Here is an 18,005-nt window from a genome sequence, read left to right as displayed (position 1 = left end):
CCCGTCGCTTGTCGCTTGTCGGTCCGCACCCGCCAGTCCGTCAGCGTCGCCACCCGTCGGCCCGCGCGCAGTCAGTCGGCGACTGTGGACGAACGCCGGAAAATTGTCAGACCCTGCTGCTTTGATCCGGCCCACCCAGAACGGGTGGGGCGGCGGGTTGCGGCGTCGCCCGTTCGCGGGTGGTTAGAGGGGCTGGGATTCGCGGTCGGCCGTTCCTGTGGATGAGCGGGCGGAAGTTGTCAGACCCAGCTGCTTTGATCCGGCCCACCCAAAGAGGGTGGGGTGGCAAGCGGCGGCCTGGCGGCGACGGCCGAGCCGGCAGCCGCCTACCACCGACAGGCGAGCTGACAAGCCCCGCCGGCTAGCCACAAGCACGAGGCAAGCGGCGCAAGCTGCCGGAGCACGAGGCAAGCGGCGCAAGCTGCCGGAGCACGAGGCAAGCGGACCAAAGCCGCCGGAGCACGAGGCAAGCGGACCAAAGCCGCCCGAGCCAGCAACGAACCCGGAGCGCCAGCCCGCCAACAGAGAACCGCGCCGCCCGAAACGGCGCACACCGGTCCTAAGCCCTCTGCGCCCCTAGCTCCTTCAAATCCAGCGGCCTCCGAGCCACATCCGCGAGGACCAGCTGTCGTACGAGATGAGCTGGGCCACGAAGATGGGGTGGAAGTAGGCGAAACACAGTGCGACCAGCACCACGTACGCGCCCACCACGACCGTGCCTATCAGCTGGCGGTCCGTGCGGGCCTTTCCGGACACGATGCCGGTCGACGGGGTCATGATGGCGCCCAGCACGTAGACGATGGCCAGGATCAGGAACGGCAGGGCGGGCAGCAGGTAGAACGAGAACATGGTGCGACCGTCTTTGACCGCGTAGTAGAACCACGGCAGCATGCCGCCCAGCACGGGCACCAGGATCGCCCAGGCTCGCCAGTCTCGCCGGGCTATGCCGAACCACACCAGGGCGGCCAGGGCGGGCAGGAACGACCACCACAGGATCGGCGTGCCGAGCAGCAGGATCTCGCGGGCGCAGCTCGGGGCGCCGCAGTTGCCGCTGTTGTTCCAGTAGAAGGCGACCGGGCGGCCCAGCAGCAGCCACTGCCACGGCCACGACTGGTAGACGTGCCGCTCGGTGAGGCCGCTGTGGAAGTTGAACGCCTCGACGTGGTAGTGCCACAGGTTGCGCAGCGCGCCGATCACGGGGGGCTCGCTCAGGCCGTTCGCCTCGCGGTAGTGGCGGAAGTAGCCGGTGTTGGTGACGAACCAGCCGGTCCACGTGGCCAGGTACGTGATGAGCGACAGCACCACGCTGAGCACGCCCCAGCCGATGTCGCCGAAGATGCCGGCGATGATCGGGCCCCGGATGCCGGCCGAACGGCGGGCCTGCCAGCGCCAGAAGAGGATCAGCGCGCCGAAGAACGGCAGGAAGAACAGGGCGCTCCACTTCACGCCGCAGGCCATGCCGAACAGCACCGCCGAGACCAGCAGCCACCACGGGACGACGTGCGGGACGGCGGCGGTCTTGGCCGGGTCGTAGCCGTTCTCCAGGGCGCGCAGCAGGCGGCGCCGGTAGTGGTCGCGGTCGAGCACCATGGCGGCGAAGCTGGCCAGCACGAACAGGCCGATGAAGATGTCGAGCAGCGACGTGCGGGACAGCACGAGCTGGAAGCCGTCGAGCGACATGAGCAGGCCCGCGGTGCCGGCGAGCAGGACCGAGTGGAACATCCGGTACGCGACCCGCACCAGGATGAGGATCATCAGGGTGCCGGCGACGGCGGCCGGGAAGCGCCAGCCGAGCTCCTTGTTGCCGAAGACCATCTCGCCGAGGGCGATCAGCCACTTGCCCAGGGGCGGGTGCACGACGTACGCCGGGCCGTTGGTCTTCTCGTCCCACTCGACGCCGTGGTGGATCATGTCCCAGGCGTCGGTCGGGTAGTAGACCTCGTCGAAGATGTAGCCCTTCGGCTTGCCGAGATCTTGGAAACGCAGGATCGCGGCGATCACCACGATGAGCCCGGTGACCATCCACGAGTGTGGATTGAGCCAGTTGTCGAGCGTCGCCAGGCGCCGCCGGACGATCTCGGGAACGCCGCGTGCCCCGTCCTCCGGCGGAGCGGCCGCGGGCGGTTCCGGAGTGAGTTCAGTCTCAGCTGTCGCCGTCGTCACCCCGCGATCCTAGGACGTACGCCTGGGAAGCGACGCCCGCAGTCGGCGCGTCGGTCGATGTGGTGGACTTTCCGGGTGGCAGACAAAGGACGGGTGGTGCTGGCCGGAGCGCCGCTGGGCAACGTGGGCGACGCGTCGACCCGGCTGCGCGAGGTGCTGGCCTCGGCCGATGTCGTCGCGGCGGAGGACACCCGGCGGCTGGCCCGGCTCGCGCGCGATCTGGGCGTGACGGTCACCGGGCGGGTGGTTTCCTACTTCGAGGGCAACGACGAGCGGCGTACGCCCGAATTGGTGGAGGCCTTGGCGAACGGCGCCACCGTCGCGGTGATCACCGACGGGGGCATGCCGAGCGTCTCCGACCCCGGTTATCGGCTGGTCAAGGCCGCGCTCGACGCCGGCTTCCCGGTCACCGCGGCGCCCGGACCGAGTGCCGTGACGACCGCGTTGGCCTTGTCGGGGCTGCCCAGCGACCGGTTCGCGTTCGAGGGCTTCCTCCCGCGTACCGGATCGCATCGCCGCTCCCGCCTGCGCGAGCTCGCCGCCGAGCCGCGCACGCTGGTGTTCTTCGAGGCGCCACACCGCATCGCGGCGGCCTTGGGCGATCTGGCGGGTGCGTTCGGCGAGGAGCGGCCGGCCGCGGTCTGCCGGGAATTGACGAAGACGTACGAGGAAATCCGTCGCGGAACGCTGAGCAATCTCGCTTCGTGGGCCGCCGAGAGCGAGCCGCGCGGCGAGATCACGGTGGTGGTCGCCGGGGCGCCGTCCGGTCCGCCGCCCCGCCCCTCGGACGACGAGCTGCGCGCGGCCGTCGCCGAGCGGGAAGCGGCCGGCTCGACCCGGCGCGACGCGATCCAGGCCGTGGCCGACGACTTCGGCCTCAAGAAGCGCGAGGTCTACGCCCTGGTGGTCAGTACGCCCCGATGAGGAAGCCGATCAGCAGCAGAACGGGGCCGGCCAGACTCGCCAGCACCGCGCCGCGTCTGGCTCGTGCGGTCTCGAGCCGGCGGGCCCCGGTGACGCCCGCTATCGCGTACCCGCAGAAGAGAACCAGCGTGAAGCCGAGCAGCCAGCGCACCTGGAGCAGCGGGCTGGGGTCGCCGAGGTAGGCGCGCGAGCTGTCCGGGCTCACCATGCGGGCCGGGGTCACCGTGCCGGGCACCCGGTGGCCGGGCCCGACGCCGAGCAGCGTGACCTTGCTGATCGTGAAGCTGCCGTCGGCGGCCGCGAACCGGCCCGTGCAGTGCTGGGTGACGCCCGAGCTGGTGCAGGCCGTCACGGTCGCGTAGCCGCGGTCGCCGTGGCCCATGGCGAGCCAGAACGGCTCGGCGCTGACCCAGGCGAAGAAGCTGGCGAGCAGGCCGAGCGCGATCAGCGAGGCGAAGGCGGCGACCGGCGTACGGCGAGCGGCCGGCCGCCCGGTCCGGCGGACGGCGTGGGCCGGTCGCTCCTCGGGCAGCGGCTCGATGACCGCCTCGGGGTCGGTGTGCCAGAACGGGGAGTTCTCGAGCCGTTCCAGGCGCGCGTCGGTCTCCGGGTCGCCGGTCGGGCGCGGCAACGGCTCGGTGGGACGCTCGGCCGGCCGCTCGCGCCGGTTCTGCCGGGTGAGGCCGGGAACCGCGCCGGTGGGCTCGAGCGGCGCGGCCGGCTCGAGCGGCGCGGTGGGTTCGAGCGGCGCGGCAGGCCCGAGGGGCACGGTCGGGCGGTTGCGGGCGTTCGGCTCGGGCAGGACCATCACGTCCGGCTCCGGGGCCGTCGCCTCCGCCACGATCTCCACCTTCTCGGGCTTCTCGGGCTTCTCGGGCTTGATCTCGTCGGCGGCGACCGTCCGCGCGGCGTGCGTGGGCACGTGCCCGGCCGGCGGCCGCAGCGGGTCGTACCGGTGCCGGTCGGCCCGGTCGTGGTCGCGCTCGACGATCTGCTCGGCCCGGGCCCGGGCCTCGGGGTCGAGCTGCTGGGCGGTGTCGTGGGCGGCGACGGCGTGCGCTTCGGCCTCCTCGGCGGTGCGGCGGGGCACCTCGGCCGGCGGCAGCAGCGTGCCGGTGCCGCCGGGAGCGGGAGCGGCCTGGTGCTGAGGCGCGCGCCGGCGCGGGTGCCGGGTTCGCCCGGTGGGTGGATCGGTCGCGGCGCGCTCGCCCTCGTCGGTGCGGTGCGGCTCGCCGCGCCACCATCCCGCGCCGGGGTCGGAGAACGACCACGGGTTGCCCTCGTGCGAGGGCTTTTCCCCAGGTTGCGGCGTCTCTCCGATCACTGGTCCATTGGACTACGCGGCGGGTCGGCGATCACGCACAATTCGGGCGTGTCGTGATAAATGTGTATCTCGCCGAGGGCTGAAGCAATCCGTTCGCGGTGCCGGTCGGCCGCTCACTACTCTTAGGAACCATGAGTCACGTTCTCGCCGCGGTCGCCTGGCCCTACGCCAACGGCCCGCGCCACATCGGTCATGTCTCCGGCTTCGGGGTGCCCTCCGACGTTTTCAGCCGGTACATGCGGATGGCCGGTCACGACGTGCTCATGGTCTCGGGCACCGACGAGCACGGCACGCCGATCCAGGTGCAGGCCGACGCGGACGGCGTGACCCCGCGTGAGCTCGCCGACCGCTACAACCGGGTGATCGTCGAGGACCTGCACGGCCTCGGCCTGACCTACGACCTGTTCACCCGCACCACCACGCGCAACCACTACGCGGTCGTGCAGGAGTTGTTCTCGGTGCTGAGCCGGAACGGCTACATCGTGGCGCGTACGACGCTGGGCGCGATCTCGCCGTCGACCGGGCGCACGCTGCCCGACCGCTACATCGAGGGCACCTGCCCGATCTGCGGCTACGAGAGCGCCCGCGGCGACCAGTGCGACAACTGCGGCAACCAGCTCGACCCCGAGCAGCTGATCAACCCGCGCTCGAAGATCAACGGTGAGACCCCGGACTTCGTCGAGACCGAGCACTTCTTCCTCGACCTGCCGGCCTTCGCCGAGGCGATCGGGCGCTGGCTCGACCAGCGCGAGAACTGGCGGCCCAACGTGCTGAAGTTCTCCCGCAACCTGCTCGACGACCTCCAGCCCCGGGCGATCACCCGCGACCTCGAGTGGGGCGTGCCGATCCCGCTGGACGGCTGGCGCGACCGCACCGACAAGCGCATCTACGTGTGGTTCGACGCGGTGATCGGCTACCTGTCGGCCTCGATCGAGTGGGCCCGCCGCTCCGGCGACCCCGAGGCGTGGCGGCAGTGGTGGTCGGCCGACGGGCTCGGCAAGGACGCCCAGTCGTACTACTTCATGGGCAAGGACAACATCGTCTTCCACTCGGTGATCTGGCCGGCGCTGCTGCTGGGCTACTCGGGCGAGGGCGACAAGGGCGGCGAGCCGGGCGAGCTGGGCCGGCTCAACCTGCCCACCGAGGTGGTGAGCAGCGAATACCTGACGATGGAGGGCAAGAAGTTCTCCTCGTCCCGGCGGGTCGTCATCTACGTGCGCGACTTCCTGGAGCGCTACGACGCCGACGCGCTGCGCTACTTCATCGCCGCGGCCGGACCGGAGTCGACCGACACCGACTTCACCTGGTCGGAGTTCGTCCGGCGCAACAACGACGAGCTCGTCGCCGGCTGGGGCAACCTGGTCAACCGCTCGGTGTCGATGGCGGCCAAGAACTTCGGCGCCATCCCGGCGGCGGGCGAGCTCACCGCGGAGGACGAGGCGCTGCTGGCGGTGGCCCGGGCCGGTTTCGGCACGGTCGGCGAGCTGATCGGCAAGCACCGGCAGAAGGCCGCGATCGGCGAGGCGATGAGGGTGGTCGCCGAGGCCAACAAGTACCTGTCCGACCAGGCGCCGTGGAAGCTCAAGGCCGAGGCGGAGAAGCCACGTCAGGCCACCGTGCTGCACGTGGCGCTCCAGGTGGTCAGCGACGCGAACACGCTGCTGACCCCGTTCCTGCCGCACTCCGCGCAGAAGGTGTTCGAGCTGCTCGGCGGCGCGGGCGTGCACGCGCCGATGCCGACCATCGTGGAGGTCGACGACCTCGACGGCGGCCCGTCCTACCCGGTGCTGACCGGCGACTACACGGTCGGCGCCAAGTGGGAGTCGGTCCCGCTGGTGGCCGGCACGCCGCTGGCCGCGCCGAAGCCGGTGTTCCGCAAGCTGGAGCCCTCGATCATCGAAGAGGAGCTGGCCCGCCTCGAGAGCTGAACCGCGCCGCCGGCGTCCTCTACAGCACGTAGGGGATGTCGGCGATGTGGTGGTCCATCAGCTCGCCGACCGGGGCCCACGTCTCGTAGACGCCGCGCTCGTAGCAGCGGGCGCCGGTCGTGTTCAGCGTCTCGGCGTCCGGGCGCACCAGGCGCAGGCGGGCCCAGCTGTCGTCGCGCTGGAGGACCCAGCACGGGACGTTGCGCCACAGGGCCTGCTCGGCGCGGCGGCTCAGCGTGCTCACCGGGTACCGGGCGGCGCGGGTCAGCGCCCGCACCCGGAACTCCTCGGGCGGGTCGGCGACCGCCTCGTACTCCTTGTCCTTGATCCGGCCGATCAGCTTGGACGAGCCGGGGGCGGTGCACGGCACGTACTCCCGGTCGGGGCTGACGCCGGGCAGGTTGTCGAGCAGCGGGCGCCAGCGCGGACCGGCCAGCCGCAGCCAGCCGTGCTGTTCCGGCTGGTAGGAGTAGAGCAGGATCTCCTCGCCGCCCGGCCCGTACGCGATGATCTGCGCGTTCGCCGGCATCGGGAGGTCGGCGAAACCGGCGGTGACGTACTCGGGGACGAGGTCGTCGGTGCTCGGGCTGAAGCCGGTGCCCAGCACCATCGCGCCGACCCGGGAGTGAGCGGGCAGCAGGGCGAGGCCGGGCTGGGCCGGGCCGGCGGGCACCTCGTAGTCGATCGGGTCGACCGCGCGCCAGCGCAACGCGTACGCGACCTCGGCGCCCTCGGCCGCGCCGTCGGTGCCCAGCAGCGTGAGCTCCCGCGGGTCGTGCAGGTGGGCGATGTCGCAGGAGCGGTAGCAGAAGCCGTACGGCACCCAGCCGCCCAGATGGCCGGCCACCTGAGCGGGCGAGAGCACCTTGGTCATTCGCGTGCCGCGGTGAATCGCCGCGGTGGCCCGGATCCGGCGCAACATCACGTCATCCCGGTACGCCGCGGACTGGCTCATCCGCTGCACCTGGTTCCAGCCGAGGTCGCGGCGCAGCGGCGCCGACAGGGGCGGCTCGAGTGGATCAGCGCTGACCGCGCTGTCCTCGCCGGTCAAGGTCACGCGGCGCAAGTTAAGCGACCTCGATGGATATCAGGTGAACAAACGGTTGCCTCGAGGGGTAAGTGCAGAATGTCTCACATGCCATCCACACCGTCCGAGTCGCGCCAGGACTCCGAAGCCCGCCGCCGCGGGCAGTTCCCCGCCGCGCCCGAGCCGCTGTCCGTTCCGGTCTTCGACAGCCACACCCATCTGGATCTGACCATCCAGGAGGCCGGGGTGCCCGGCGACGGCTCCGGCGACCCGGTCGACGCGCTCATCGAGGCCGCCGCGAAGTCCGGTATCGATCGGCTGGTGCAGGTGGGTGTGGACGTGCCGTCGTCGGTCTGGGGCGCCGACCTGGCCGCCCGCAACGACGCCGTGCTGGCCGCCGTCGCGATTCACCCGAACGAGGCGCCGCATCTGTCCGACCTGGACGAGGGGCTGCGCGCGATCGAGGCGCTGGCCGGGCAGCCGCGGGTGCGCGGGATCGGCGAGACCGGGCTCGACACGTACCGCACCGGCGAGGACGGCCGGCACGCGCAGGAGGAGAGCTTCCGGGCGCACATCGCGATCGCCAAGCGGCACGGCAAGGCGCTGGTCATCCACGACCGGGAGGCGCACCGGGACGTGCTGCGGGTGCTGGACGAGGAGGGCGCCCCGGAGACGGTGGTGATGCATTGCTTCTCCGGCGACCCGGACTTCGCGGCCGAGTGCGTCCTGCGCGGCTTCCACCTGAGCTTCGCCGGGACGGTCACGTTCGCGAGCGCCGGCGCGCTGCGGGCGGCGGCCGAGATCACGCCGGCCGAGCAGGTCATGGTCGAGACCGACGCGCCGTACCTGACGCCGGTGCCCTACCGCGGGCGGCCGAACGCGTCCTATCTCATCCCGCTGACGGTCCGGGCGCTGGCCGCGGCGCGCGGGGAGGACGTCGACGCGTTGTGCGCCGCGATCTCCGCGAACGGGGAACGCGTCTTCGGCCCCTGGCGCTGATCGTCAGTCGGCGACCACCCAGGCGGCGACACCCAGCCGTTCGCCGAGGCTGTGCACGGTCTCGGCGAACGCGCGCGGCGCCGCGTTGAGCGGACCGCGGGAGACGAACCGCACCGCCCAGCCGTGCCCCTCGGCCACGTTGAAGATGCGGTGGACCACCCGGGAGCCGCGCGGGTCGGGCTCGACCGAGGTCACCCCGCGGTACCACCACTCGCCCTGGAGCGCGACCGAGCGGGCCGCCCGGTCGACGCTCACCGTCATGCGGCTGCCGTCCTTGACCGCCACGAAGTCGTCGCCCTCGTCGGTCTCGTCCACCTCACCGCTCACGGCCAGCGGTGACCGGCCGCCCGGGCGCACGTCGAGCAGCAACTCGGCGACCTGGTCGGGCGGGGCCTCGACGACCGCCCGCAGCTCGAGCAACTCGGTCATTCCTGCTTTCTACCCCGTCGCGTCCAGCCCGGCGGGCCCCCGGCCGTAGGCTCTGACCTCATGGCTGACGCTCTTCTCGGCCCGGCGGAGATCCGGGAGCTCGCGGCGCGCCTCGGCGTGGCCCCGACCAAGAAGCTCGGCCAGAACTTCCTGCACGACCCGAACACGATCCGCCGCATCGTCACCGTGGCCGGCCTGCGTCCCGACGACGTGGCCCTCGAGGTCGGTCCCGGTCTCGGCTCGCTCACCCTGGGCCTGGTCGGCGCCGTCCGGCACGTGCACGCGGTGGAGATCGACCGGAAGCTCGCCGAGGCGCTCCCGTCCACCGTGACGGCCCCCCATCTGACCGTGCACCCGGCCGACGCGATGCGGGTGCGCGCCGCCGACTTCGACCCGGCGCCGACCATGCTGGTGGCGAACCTGCCCTACAACGTGGCCGTGCCGGTGGTGCTGCATCTGCTCGCCGAGCTGCCGACCCTGCGCGGCGGCCTGGTGATGGTGCAGAAGGAGGTCGCCGACCGGCTCGTCGCGGGTCCGGGTTCCAAGGTGTACGGGGTGCCGTCGGTGAAGCTGGCCTGGTACGCGGACGCCCGCCCGGCCGGCAAGGTGCCGCCCGCCGTGTTCTGGCCGGTGCCCAACGTGGATTCCGGCCTCGTGGCGTTCACCCGGCGTACCCCACCGCCGGGGGACATCGACCGATCTGCGGTCTTTGCCGTGGTCGACGCCGCGTTCGCCCAGCGCCGCAAGACGCTGCGGGCTGCTCTCGCGGGCTGGGCCGGCGGCGCCGATCGGGCCGAGAAAGTGCTGGTCGCGGCCGGTGTGAGCCCGCAGGCGCGGGGTGAGTCGCTGACCGTGGGCGAGTTCACCGCGATAGCCGCCGCGGCGAAACTGCCGGGCGTCGGCGGTAAGCTCAGCGCGACCGACGCCCAGCCCGAAGAGGTGGACTCATGACCGCGGAACCGGTGGCGGAGTTTGCGGCCGAGCTTGTGCTGAGCGCTCCGGTCGAGATCCGGCGGCCGAGCCGGGGGACCGGTTCGTGACGGAGGCGTGGGGGCCGGACGACGATGAGCCTCGCCGGCATGCCGGCCCGGTGCGGGTGCGCGTGCCCGCGAAGATCAATCTTTATCTCGGGGTGGGGCCGCTGCGCCCGGACGGCTTTCACGAGCTGAACACCGTCTATCACGCGATCAGCCTGTTCGACGAGCTCACCGCCCGGCCGGGGGACACGCTCGCGCTGACCATGGAGGGCGAGGGCGCCGGGTCGCTCGCGCTCGACGAGAGCAACCTGATCATCCGGGCCGCACGGGCGCTCGCGGCGCAGACCCGGGTGCCGGCCCACGCGCGGCTGCACCTGCGCAAGTCGATCCCGCTCGCGGCCGGGCTGGCCGGCGGCAGCGCCGACGCGGCGGCCACGCTGATCGCCTGCGACCTGCTGTGGGGCACCGGCCTGTCGCGCGACGAGCTCGCCGAGATCGGGGCCACGCTCGGCTCCGACGTGCCGTTCCTGCTGCACGGCGGCACCGCGCTGGGCACCGGCCGGGGCGAGGCGGTCAGCCCGATCCTGGCCCGGCCCACCACCTGGCACTGGGTGCTCGCGCTCGCCGACGGCGGCCTGTCGACCCCCGAGGTCTACGCGAAGCTCGACGCGCTGCGCGAGAGCCCGTTCCCGCCCAAGGCGATGGCCGGGTCCGACGACCTGATGTCCGCCCTGCGCCAGCGCGACCCGGCCGTGCTCGGCGCCGCCCTCGGCAACGACCTCCAGCCGGCCGCGATCAGCCTGCGCCCCGAGCTGTCCGGCGTCCTCGAGGCGGGCGCCGAGGCGGGCGCGGTGACCGGGCTGGTCTCCGGCTCGGGGCCGACGTGCGTGTTCCTGGCCACCGACGCCGGCCACGCCGAGCGCGTGGCCGCCGCGCTGAACGAGACCGGCATCTGCCGCGAGGCGGTCACCGCGCGAGGCCCGATGCCCGGCGCCCGGGTGACCTGAGCCCGCCGGGTAACGTAGTTCGCATCGTGGCCAACATCATCAACCTGGACCGGGTCAGCAAGGGTTACGGCGCCGCCGGTCAGCTGCTCACCGACGTGTCGCTCGGGCTCGACGACGACGCTCGGCTGGGGGTCGTCGGCCTCAACGGGGCGGGGAAATCGACGCTGCTGCGGCTGCTCGCCAAGAGCGAGGAGCCGGACGACGGCCGCGTCACCCACCGCCGTGACCTGCGCGTCGCCAGCCTGCCGCAGACGTTCACCCTCGCCGCCGACCTCACCGTGCGCGACGTCGTGCTCGGCACCGCCTGGCTCCCGCAGAGCATGGGCGCCGAGCACGAGTGGGCCGGCGACGCCGGCGTCCGCGCGATCCTCGACGGGCTCGGCATGGGTCACCTCGGCCTCGACACCCCGGTCGGGCCGATGTCCGGTGGCGAGCGCCGCCGGGTCGCGCTGGCCGCGCTGCTCGTGCGCGACAGCGACCTGCTGATCCTCGACGAGCCCACCAACCACCTCGACGTCGCCGGGGTCGACTGGCTCGCCCGCTACCTGCTCACCCGCCGCGGCGCCCTGTGCGTGGTCACCCACGACCGGTGGTTCCTCGACGCCGTCTGCACGGGCACCTGGGAAGTCGTCGACGAGAAGGTGTACGCGTACGAGGGCGGCTACGCGGCCTGGATCCTCGCCCGCGCCGAACGTCAGCGGGTCGCCGCCGCCGTCGAGGCGCGGCGGCAGAACCTGCTCCGCAAGGAGATCGCCTGGCTGCGGCGCGGCCCGCCGGCGCGTACGTCCAAGCCACAGTTCCGCATCGACGCGGCCAACGCGCTGATCGCCGACGTGCCGCCGGTGCGCGACACGGTGAGCCTCCAGCGGCTCGCCGTCACCCGGCTCGGCAAGCAGGTCTACGACCTCGAGGACGTGTCGCTGACCGCCGGCGCCAAGCCGATTCTCGACGGGCTCACCTGGCAGGTCGGCCCCGGCGACCGGATCGCGATCCTGGGCGCCAACGGGGCCGGCAAGACCACCCTGCTGCGGCTGCTCGCGGGCGTGAGCACGCCGGCCGGCGGGCGCCTGGTCACCGGCTCGACCGTGCGGGCCGCGTTCCTCTCCCAGGAGCTCAAGGAGCTGCCGGGCGAGCTGCGCCTGCTCGAGGCGGTCGAGGAGGTCGCCAAGCGGGTCCGGCTCGGCGACCGGGAGCTCTCGGCCGGCCAGCTCGCCGAGGTGTTCGGCTTCACCGACAAGCGCATCTGGACGCCGGTCAGCGACCTCTCCGGCGGCGAACGGCGGCGGCTGCAGCTGCTGCGCCTGCTGGCGGCCGAGCCCAACGTGCTGCTGCTCGACGAGCCCACCAACGACCTCGACACGGACACGCTCGCGGCGCTCGAGGATCTGCTCGACTCCTGGCCGGGCACGATGATCGTGGCGAGCCACGACCGGTACCTGGTCGAGCGGGTCACCGACACGGCGTACGGGATGTTCGGGGATGGCCGGCTCGTGCACCTGCCGGGGGGCGTCGATGAATATCTCGCCCGCGCGGCGACGCGGCTGACGGTAGGCGTACGGGAAACGCAGTCGCAGACGACGACGCCGAGCGCGGCCGGCCTCTCCGCGGGTGAGGTTCGCCAGGCTCGCAAAGATCTTGCTCGGTTGGAGCGGCAGCTCGGCAAGCTCGAGGAGCGGATCCTGAAGATCAACGAGGCGCTGGCCGAGCACGGCGCCGACTATCAGAAGCTGATCGAGCTGGAAGCCCAGCTCAAGGCCGTCCAGGAGGAGCGCGGGCAGGTCGAGGAGGCCTGGCTCGAGCTGGCGGAGATCGTGCCCGAAAACTGATCCGGGGGGTGTGCCTGCGCCGGTTGACCGGGATACGCGAGAATCGGCGTGGACAACACCTGACCTTGGAGACGGACACACCATGGCGCACAACCCCGTCAATCACCACCTGCGGCCGCTCTACCGCGTCCTCGGGTTCCTCGCCGGCGCGTACCTGGTCGTGTTCGGGATCATCGGACTGATCCAGACGTCCGGTGACGGCACCGACGGTGATGTCGTCCTCGGCCAGGGCGCCAACACGCTGCTCTCGATCATCATGCTGGTCATCGGCGCGATCGTGCTGGTGGCCACCGTTCTCGGCCGCAACCTCGACACCGCGGCCGACAAGTACCTCGGCTGGGCCCTGCTCGTCCTCGGCAGCTACGGCCTGGCGTTCAGCCGCACCGACGCCAACATCTTCGGTCAGAGCATCGAGACCGTGATCGTCACCTACATCGTCGGGCTCGCGCTGATCACCGTCAGTCTCTACAGCAAGGTCGCGCCCGCCGCGCAGGCCGGCGCGCCCCGACAGGTAAGGGAGGGCCGCACGGCCTGATGGCGCACTATCCCCTCAATCATCACCTGCGTCAGACGTACCGTTTCCTCGCCGGCCTGGCCGGCTTGTACATGACCCTGTTCGGCGTCATCGGCATCGCGAAGACCTGGGGCGACCCGTTCTTCTATCGCGACGGCGGCGACTGGGTGCTCGGGCTGCGGACCAACCCCGCCGCGGCCTGGCTCTACACGATCGTGGGCGTCGTGCTGCTGGCGGCGGTGCTGCTCGGCGGCAACCTCTACCACCGCGTCACACTCGTGCTCGGCTGGGGACTCTGCGGCCTGGCCGTGCTGATGATGGCCTTCATCCAGACCGACGCGAACGTGCTCAACGCATCCATGATCAATGTCATCGTGACGATCATTCTCGGGCTCGTCGCGCTCGTCGGTGGTCTTTACGGCAAGGTGGGTACGCCCAAAGCCGCGCAAGCCGAGCAGATGGCGGCGCACAACGCGCGCTAGCGAGTCTTCCTTGTCAGCAAGGTCGGCTTCGGTTCGAGATGGGACAGGCCGTTCCACGCCAGGTTCACCAGGTGGGCGGCCACCATCTCCTTCTTCGGCTTGCGCGCCTCGCGCCACCACTGACCCACCAGCGCGACCATCCCGACCAGCGCCTGCGAATACAGCTCGGCGAACTTCGGGTCCATGCCGCGGCGCTTGAACTCGCCGCCCAGGATGTGCTCGACCTGGTGGGCCACGTCGTTCATCACGCTCGAGAAGTTGCCGGCCGGGGACAGCACCGGCGACTCCCGCACCAGCACCCGGAAGCCGTGCGGCTCGTCCTCGATGTAGTCCAGCAGCGCGAGCGCGGCCTGTTCCAGCAGCTCGCGCGGATGGCCCGCGGTCAGCGCCGCGGCGATCCGGTCGAGCAGCGAGCGCACCTCGCGGTCGACGACGACCGCGTACAGGCCCTCCTTGCCGCCGAAGTGCTCGTACACCACCGGTTTCGACACCTTGGCCCGCGCCGCGACCTCTTCCACACTGGTCGCGTCGAAACCGCGCTCGGCGAACAACTGCCGCCCGATCGCGATCAGCTGCTCCCGGCGCTGGGCGGCCGACATGCGTACCCGTGGGGTCGCCGCCGGCCGCTGCCGCCGAACGCGTCGCTGCTCGTCGCTGCTGTCGCCCGTCTCGGTCACCTGGCCATCCTGCCAGTTGTGCCCTTTGTCCATGTCCCCCGTGGACGGGCTCACGCTTTCGTCATCTTGGTGGAAAGTCGCTCCATGTTCGGCCACTTGACCGCCCACGCGGCGCCGCTCTTCTCGAACAGCCAGATCACACGGGCCGAGATGTCGATCTGACCGCGCAGCACGCCGTGCCGGGCGCAGGTCGGGTCGGCGTGGTGCAGGTTGTGCCAGCTTTCCCCGAACGACACGATCGCCAGCGGCCAGAAGTTCGAGGCCTTGTCCCCGTTGCGCACCTCGAACGGCCGCTCGCCGTACACGTGGCACACCGAGTTGATCGACCACGTGATGTGGTGCAGCAGGCCGATGCGCACGATGCCGGCCCAGAAGAACGCGGTCAGCGCGCCCTGCCACGACCAGGTCACCAGGCCGCCGATCAGCGCCGGGCCCGCGGTCGAGAAGATCACGATCGCCGGGAACAGCTTGTCGATCCGGTTCATGTCCTTGTCGGCCAGCAGATCCGGCGCGAACCGCTCCCGGTTCGACAGCTCGCGGCTGAACATCCATCCCATGTGGGCGAACCAGAGGCCCTTGGTCAGGGCCCAGAAGCTGGTGCCGTACCGCCACGGCGAGTGCGGGTCGCCCTCCTGGTCGCTGAACATGTGGTGCCGCCGGTGGTCCGCCACCCACTGGATGATGTTGCCCTCGATCGCCAGCGACCCGGCCAGCGCCAGGGAGACCCGCAGCCAGCGCTTCGCCTTGAACGACCCGTGCGTGAAGTACCGGTGGAAGCCGACCGTGATGCCGAGCCCGGAGATCAGGTAGAAGACGGCGCCGATGGCGATGTCCGTCCACGAGAGCCAGCCGCCCCAGGCGACGGGGATCGCGGCCAGGACGGCCAAGAAGGGGACCACCACGAAGGCGTACAGGGCGATGAGGATGCCGCGGGACTGCGGCCCATCGGTGAGCGGTTTCGGACCGGCCTGGGGCTCGGCCTGGACAACGGCTTCGACGGTCATGACACCTCACTGAGCTGGGGGGCAGGGGGAGATGACGGCGCGGGGAGATCAAGTAGTTACGCCTACGTCACCGTAACTTACGCCACCGTAGCTGGAGCGGGTCGCGACTCCAAGAGGTCGCGTCAAGCGAATTGTCTGGCATGCCTTGGGGCTTACCGCTCTGCGTACGAGCGTCCTAACGTAGGTACGTAAGGAGGTGGCGTGGTGGTGAGGGCGAAGAAGGACGAACGGCGGGCGGCGATCGCGATGCGGTTGGACGGGTTTTCGGTGCCGCGGATCGCGATCGAGCTCGGCGTGTCGAAGTCGACGGCGTATCTGTGGACCCGGGACATCCCGCGGGACGCGACGCCGGAGGAGGCGGCCGCGCGGCGAAGCCGGCACTCCAAGGAGATGGCGATCGCCCGGTGGGCGCCGATAAACAGGGAGCGTGACGCTCGCCGGGCAGACCTGAACCGCGCGAGCCGGGACTGGGTGGGCGCGTTGACCGACCGCGAGGTGCTGCTCCTCGGCGCCATGAGCTACTGGTGCGAAGGGACGAAGTCCAAGCCGTGGCAGCCCCATCAATGTCGAGTCACGTTCATCAACAGTGACCCGGCGCTGATTCTCGTCTTTCTCCGTTTCCTCGAGTTGGCCGGTCAGGATCGGCAGCGGCTGGTCTATCGGATTCACATTCACGAGTCGGCGGATGTCGATGCAGCCGGTCGCTGGTGGGCAGATGTCGTGGGGGTTCCCGTCGAACGGTTCGCGCGCCCGACGCTGAAGACGCACAACCCGTCCACCGTCCGGCGCAACGTCGGCGATCCTTATCGGGGCTGCCTGATCGTCCGGGTTCCCAAGTCGCGGGAGCTGTACTGGAAGATCGAGGGTTTGGTGAGTGGGATTGCAGATGCGGGGGCGCCGACCGGGGGCGGTAGTATGTGTCCCACGGAAATGACCTAGAAGGTTTGTCCGCTTTGCCCTCCCGAGTCGTCTAAGGGCAGGACATCACATTTTGGTTGTGATTATAGGGGTTCGAATCCTCTCTCGGGAGCTCTCCACCTGCGGCTGAGTTGTCGCCGCGTCGCGCAGTGTCAACTGCGAACAATGCCTACAGCGAACAATGGAGTTATCGCGTGAGCCAGGCCCCTCGTCGAACTGTTGTCGTGCTTGCTGCCGGTGAGGGCAAGCGGATGAAATCCGCCCTCCCCAAGGTGCTGCACCCGCTGCTCGGGCGCACGCTGCTCGGGCACGTGCTGGTCGCGGCCGAGGCAGTCGAGGCGGAGCAGACCGTCGTGGTGGTGGGGCACAAGGCCGAGCAGGTGCGGGCGCACCTGGCCGAGGTCGCGCCGGCGGCGGTGCCGGTGCTGCAGGCCGAGCAGAACGGGACGGGGCACGCGGTGCGGATCGCGCTGGACGCGGTGCCCGAGGCGGCCGGCACCGTGGTCGTGCTGTCCGGTGACGCGCCTCTGTTGCGGGCCGAGACGCTGGCGGGGCTGATCGAGGCGCACGAGTCGGGGAACCGGGCGGCGACCGTGATGGCCGCGGTGGTGGACGACCCGACGGGGCTGGGCCGGATCGTGCGGGACGCCGGGGGCGGCCTGTCGCGGATCGTGGAGCAGCGGGACGCGTCGGCCGAGGTGCGGGCGATCAAGGAGATCAACGGCGGGATCTACGCGTTCGACGCCACCGCGCTGCGGTCGGCGCTCGGGAAGATCTCGACGGACAACGATCAGGGCGAGGAGTACCTGACCGACGTGTTCGCGCTGCTGGTCGAGGTGGGCAGCCCGGTCGGCGTGTTCGTGGCGCCGGACGCGGCGGAGACGCTCGGGGCCAACGACCGGGCGCAGCTGGCCGAGCTGCGGTCGCTGCTGCGGGATCGGGTGAACACGGCCTGGATGCGGTCGGGGGTCTCGATCCTCGACCCGGCCACCACCTGGATCGACGTGACCGTCACGCTCGAGCCGGACGCGGTGATCGACCAGAACTCGCAGCTTCAGGGCGACTCGTCGGTGGCGGCGGGCGCGGTGGTGGGGCCGGACACGACTTTGATCGACACGTCGGTGGCGGCGGGGGCGACGGTTCTGCGTACGCACTCGATCGGCGCCGAGGTGGGACCGGACGCGACCGTGGGGCCGTTCTCGTTCCTGCGGCCGGGCACGAGGCTGGCGCGCAAGTCGAAGATCGGCGGCTTCGTCGAGGCCAAGAACGCCGAGCTGGGTGAGGGCGCGAAGGTGCCGCATCTGTCGTATGTGGGTGATGCCTCGATCGGGGCCAAGGCGAACATCGGCGCCGGCACGATCTTCGCCAACTACGACGGGGTCAACAAGAACCGGACGACGGTGGGCGAGGCCGCGTTCGTCGGGTCGGACACGGTTTTGATCGCGCCGGTCGAGGTGGGTCCGGGGGCCTATGTGGCGGCCGGCAGCGCCATCGGCAAGGACGTGCCGTCGGGGAGCCTGGGCGTGACGCGGGCGCCGCAGCGCAACGTGGAGGGCTGGACGGCCCGGCGCCGGGCGGGGACGGTGTCGGCCGAGGCTGCCGAGCGGGCCGCGCGGGGCTCGGGCGAGGTCTCCGAGGCCGAGTAGGCGAAGCGGGGCACAGGCGAGGTCCCGGCGGCCGAGTGGGCGAAGCGGGCTCTTCGGGGGCTCGCGGTAGGGAAAGCTGGGCTTGCGGCAGGGGAAAGCTGGGCCTGCGGCGGAGGAAGCCGGGCCGGCGGAGCGGAAAGCTGGGCCGGCGGCACGGAAA

16 protein-coding genes and 1 tRNA gene are annotated in these 18,005 nt (G+C 71.1%); 11 read left to right on the top strand and 6 right to left on the bottom strand.

The genetic code is table 11. The annotated features are described in order from the left end of the window. Positions 1–585 precede the first annotated feature (585 nt). The gene (locus ACZ6TB_RS28530) at positions 586–2,163 is read right to left on the bottom strand and encodes a dolichyl-phosphate-mannose--protein mannosyltransferase (protein WP_465558815.1); all 1,578 of its coding nucleotides are present in this window, start codon (positions 2,161–2,163) and stop codon (positions 586–588) included. Between the two features lie 75 nt (positions 2,164–2,238). On the opposite strand from ACZ6TB_RS28530, the gene rsmI reads away from it, so the two are divergent. Next, positions 2,239–3,087 carry a 16S rRNA (cytidine(1402)-2'-O)-methyltransferase gene (rsmI, locus tag ACZ6TB_RS28525; protein ID WP_465558813.1) on the top strand — a complete coding sequence of 283 codons (849 nt, stop codon included), beginning with the start codon at positions 2,239–2,241 and terminating at the stop codon, positions 3,085–3,087. Here the strand turns inward: rsmI and ACZ6TB_RS28520 are convergent. Further along, complete coding sequence (locus tag ACZ6TB_RS28520) at positions 3,071–4,411, bottom strand: hypothetical protein (protein ID WP_465558811.1); 1,341 nt, start codon at positions 4,409–4,411, stop codon at positions 3,071–3,073. The genes rsmI and ACZ6TB_RS28520 overlap by 17 nt on opposite strands. A 131-nt stretch (positions 4,412–4,542) precedes the next feature. Between ACZ6TB_RS28520 and metG the strand changes: the two genes are divergently transcribed. Next, the gene (gene metG / locus ACZ6TB_RS28515) at positions 4,543–6,339 is read left to right on the top strand and encodes a methionine--tRNA ligase (RefSeq protein WP_465558810.1); all 1,797 of its coding nucleotides are present in this window, start codon (positions 4,543–4,545) and stop codon (positions 6,337–6,339) included. A 19-nt stretch (positions 6,340–6,358) separates the two neighbouring features. Here the strand turns inward: metG and ACZ6TB_RS28510 are convergent, their stop codons facing one another. Beyond that, positions 6,359–7,396 (bottom strand): hypothetical protein, encoded by a 1,038-nt coding sequence (locus tag ACZ6TB_RS28510; RefSeq protein ID WP_465558808.1) that lies wholly within the window; start codon positions 7,394–7,396, stop codon positions 6,359–6,361. Positions 7,397–7,465: 69 nt separating this feature from the next. On the opposite strand from ACZ6TB_RS28510, the gene ACZ6TB_RS28505 reads away from it, so the two are divergent. Then, the gene (locus ACZ6TB_RS28505) at positions 7,466–8,365 is read left to right on the top strand and encodes a TatD family hydrolase (RefSeq protein WP_465558806.1); all 900 of its coding nucleotides are present in this window, start codon (positions 7,466–7,468) and stop codon (positions 8,363–8,365) included. A 3-nt stretch (positions 8,366–8,368) separates the two neighbouring features. On the opposite strand, the gene ACZ6TB_RS28500 is transcribed toward ACZ6TB_RS28505, so the two are convergent. Next, on the bottom strand, positions 8,369–8,794 hold the full coding sequence (locus tag ACZ6TB_RS28500; protein ID WP_465558805.1) for a hypothetical protein: 426 nt from the start codon (positions 8,792–8,794) through the stop codon (positions 8,369–8,371). 60 nt (positions 8,795–8,854) lie between these two features. Between ACZ6TB_RS28500 and rsmA the strand changes: the two genes are divergently transcribed. The 5 genes from rsmA (at position 8,855) to ACZ6TB_RS28475 (ending at position 13,600) form a co-directional block, all read left to right on the top strand. Next, complete coding sequence (rsmA, locus tag ACZ6TB_RS28495; RefSeq protein ID WP_465558803.1) at positions 8,855–9,745, top strand: 16S rRNA (adenine(1518)-N(6)/adenine(1519)-N(6))-dimethyltransferase RsmA; 891 nt, start codon at positions 8,855–8,857, stop codon at positions 9,743–9,745. 85 nt (positions 9,746–9,830) lie between these two features. After that, entirely contained in the window at positions 9,831–10,778 is a 948-nt protein-coding gene (locus ACZ6TB_RS28490; protein ID WP_465558801.1) for a 4-(cytidine 5'-diphospho)-2-C-methyl-D-erythritol kinase, read from the top strand. Between the two features lie 26 nt (positions 10,779–10,804). Further along, on the top strand, positions 10,805–12,604 hold the full coding sequence (locus ACZ6TB_RS28485; protein WP_465558800.1) for an ABC-F family ATP-binding cassette domain-containing protein: 1,800 nt from the start codon (positions 10,805–10,807) through the stop codon (positions 12,602–12,604). A gap of 82 nt (positions 12,605–12,686) precedes the next feature. Continuing rightward, complete coding sequence (locus tag ACZ6TB_RS28480) at positions 12,687–13,139, top strand: DUF4383 domain-containing protein (RefSeq protein WP_465558798.1); 453 nt, start codon at positions 12,687–12,689, stop codon at positions 13,137–13,139. Continuing rightward, positions 13,139–13,600, top strand: a complete 462-nt coding sequence (locus ACZ6TB_RS28475) for a DUF4383 domain-containing protein (protein ID WP_465558796.1) — start codon at positions 13,139–13,141, stop codon at positions 13,598–13,600. The genes ACZ6TB_RS28480 and ACZ6TB_RS28475 overlap by 1 nt, the downstream gene beginning before the upstream one ends. On the opposite strand, the gene ACZ6TB_RS28470 is transcribed toward ACZ6TB_RS28475, so the two are convergent. Next, positions 13,597–14,199, bottom strand: a complete 603-nt coding sequence (locus ACZ6TB_RS28470) for a TetR/AcrR family transcriptional regulator (RefSeq protein ID WP_465559265.1) — start codon at positions 14,197–14,199, stop codon at positions 13,597–13,599. The two genes, ACZ6TB_RS28475 and ACZ6TB_RS28470, sit on opposite strands and share 4 nt — an antisense overlap. Positions 14,200–14,327: 128 nt before the next feature. Further along, positions 14,328–15,281: an acyl-CoA desaturase gene (locus tag ACZ6TB_RS28465; protein ID WP_465558795.1), complete on the bottom strand. Its 954-nt coding sequence runs from the start codon at positions 15,279–15,281 to the stop codon at positions 14,328–14,330. 201 nt (positions 15,282–15,482) lie between these two features. Between ACZ6TB_RS28465 and ACZ6TB_RS28460 the strand changes: the two genes are divergently transcribed. The 3 genes from ACZ6TB_RS28460 to glmU all read left to right on the top strand — a co-directional run bounded on the left by ACZ6TB_RS28460 (position 15,483) and on the right by glmU (position 17,845). Next, the gene (locus tag ACZ6TB_RS28460; protein ID WP_465558793.1) at positions 15,483–16,220 is read left to right on the top strand and encodes a helix-turn-helix domain-containing protein; all 738 of its coding nucleotides are present in this window, start codon (positions 15,483–15,485) and stop codon (positions 16,218–16,220) included. Between the two features lie 20 nt (positions 16,221–16,240). Then, positions 16,241–16,311 (top strand) — tRNA-Gln (locus tag ACZ6TB_RS28455). 139 nt (positions 16,312–16,450) lie between these two features. Next, positions 16,451–17,845: a bifunctional UDP-N-acetylglucosamine diphosphorylase/glucosamine-1-phosphate N-acetyltransferase GlmU gene (gene glmU, locus ACZ6TB_RS28450; RefSeq protein WP_465558791.1), complete on the top strand. Its 1,395-nt coding sequence runs from the start codon at positions 16,451–16,453 to the stop codon at positions 17,843–17,845. The last annotated feature ends 160 nt before the right edge of the window (positions 17,846–18,005 follow it).

The organism is Actinoplanes sp. NPDC051537, from assembly GCF_055586105.1.
The sequence above is the reverse complement of the archived record's forward strand: the minus strand, read 5'-3'. Positions and strand labels throughout refer to the sequence as shown.

Excerpts from the sequence above, each read along its gene's own strand:
- metG (WP_465558810.1), top strand. The coding sequence starts at position 4,543 with ATGAGTCACGTTCTCGCCGCGGTCGCCTGGCCCTACGCCAACGGCCCG.
- ACZ6TB_RS28505 (WP_465558806.1), top strand. The coding sequence starts at position 7,466 with ATGTCTCACATGCCATCCACACCGTCCGAGTCGCGCCAGGACTCCGAA.
- ACZ6TB_RS28500 (WP_465558805.1), bottom strand. The coding sequence starts at position 8,794 with ATGACCGAGTTGCTCGAGCTGCGGGCGGTCGTCGAGGCCCCGCCCGAC.
- rsmA (WP_465558803.1), top strand. The coding sequence starts at position 8,855 with ATGGCTGACGCTCTTCTCGGCCCGGCGGAGATCCGGGAGCTCGCGGCG.
- ACZ6TB_RS28480 (WP_465558798.1), top strand. The coding sequence starts at position 12,687 with ATGGCGCACAACCCCGTCAATCACCACCTGCGGCCGCTCTACCGCGTC.
- ACZ6TB_RS28475 (WP_465558796.1), top strand. The coding sequence starts at position 13,139 with ATGGCGCACTATCCCCTCAATCATCACCTGCGTCAGACGTACCGTTTC.
- ACZ6TB_RS28470 (WP_465559265.1), bottom strand. The coding sequence starts at position 14,199 with ATGTCGGCCGCCCAGCGCCGGGAGCAGCTGATCGCGATCGGGCGGCAG.
- ACZ6TB_RS28465 (WP_465558795.1), bottom strand. The coding sequence starts at position 15,281 with ATGACCGTCGAAGCCGTTGTCCAGGCCGAGCCCCAGGCCGGTCCGAAA.
- glmU (WP_465558791.1), top strand. The coding sequence starts at position 16,451 with ATGAAATCCGCCCTCCCCAAGGTGCTGCACCCGCTGCTCGGGCGCACG.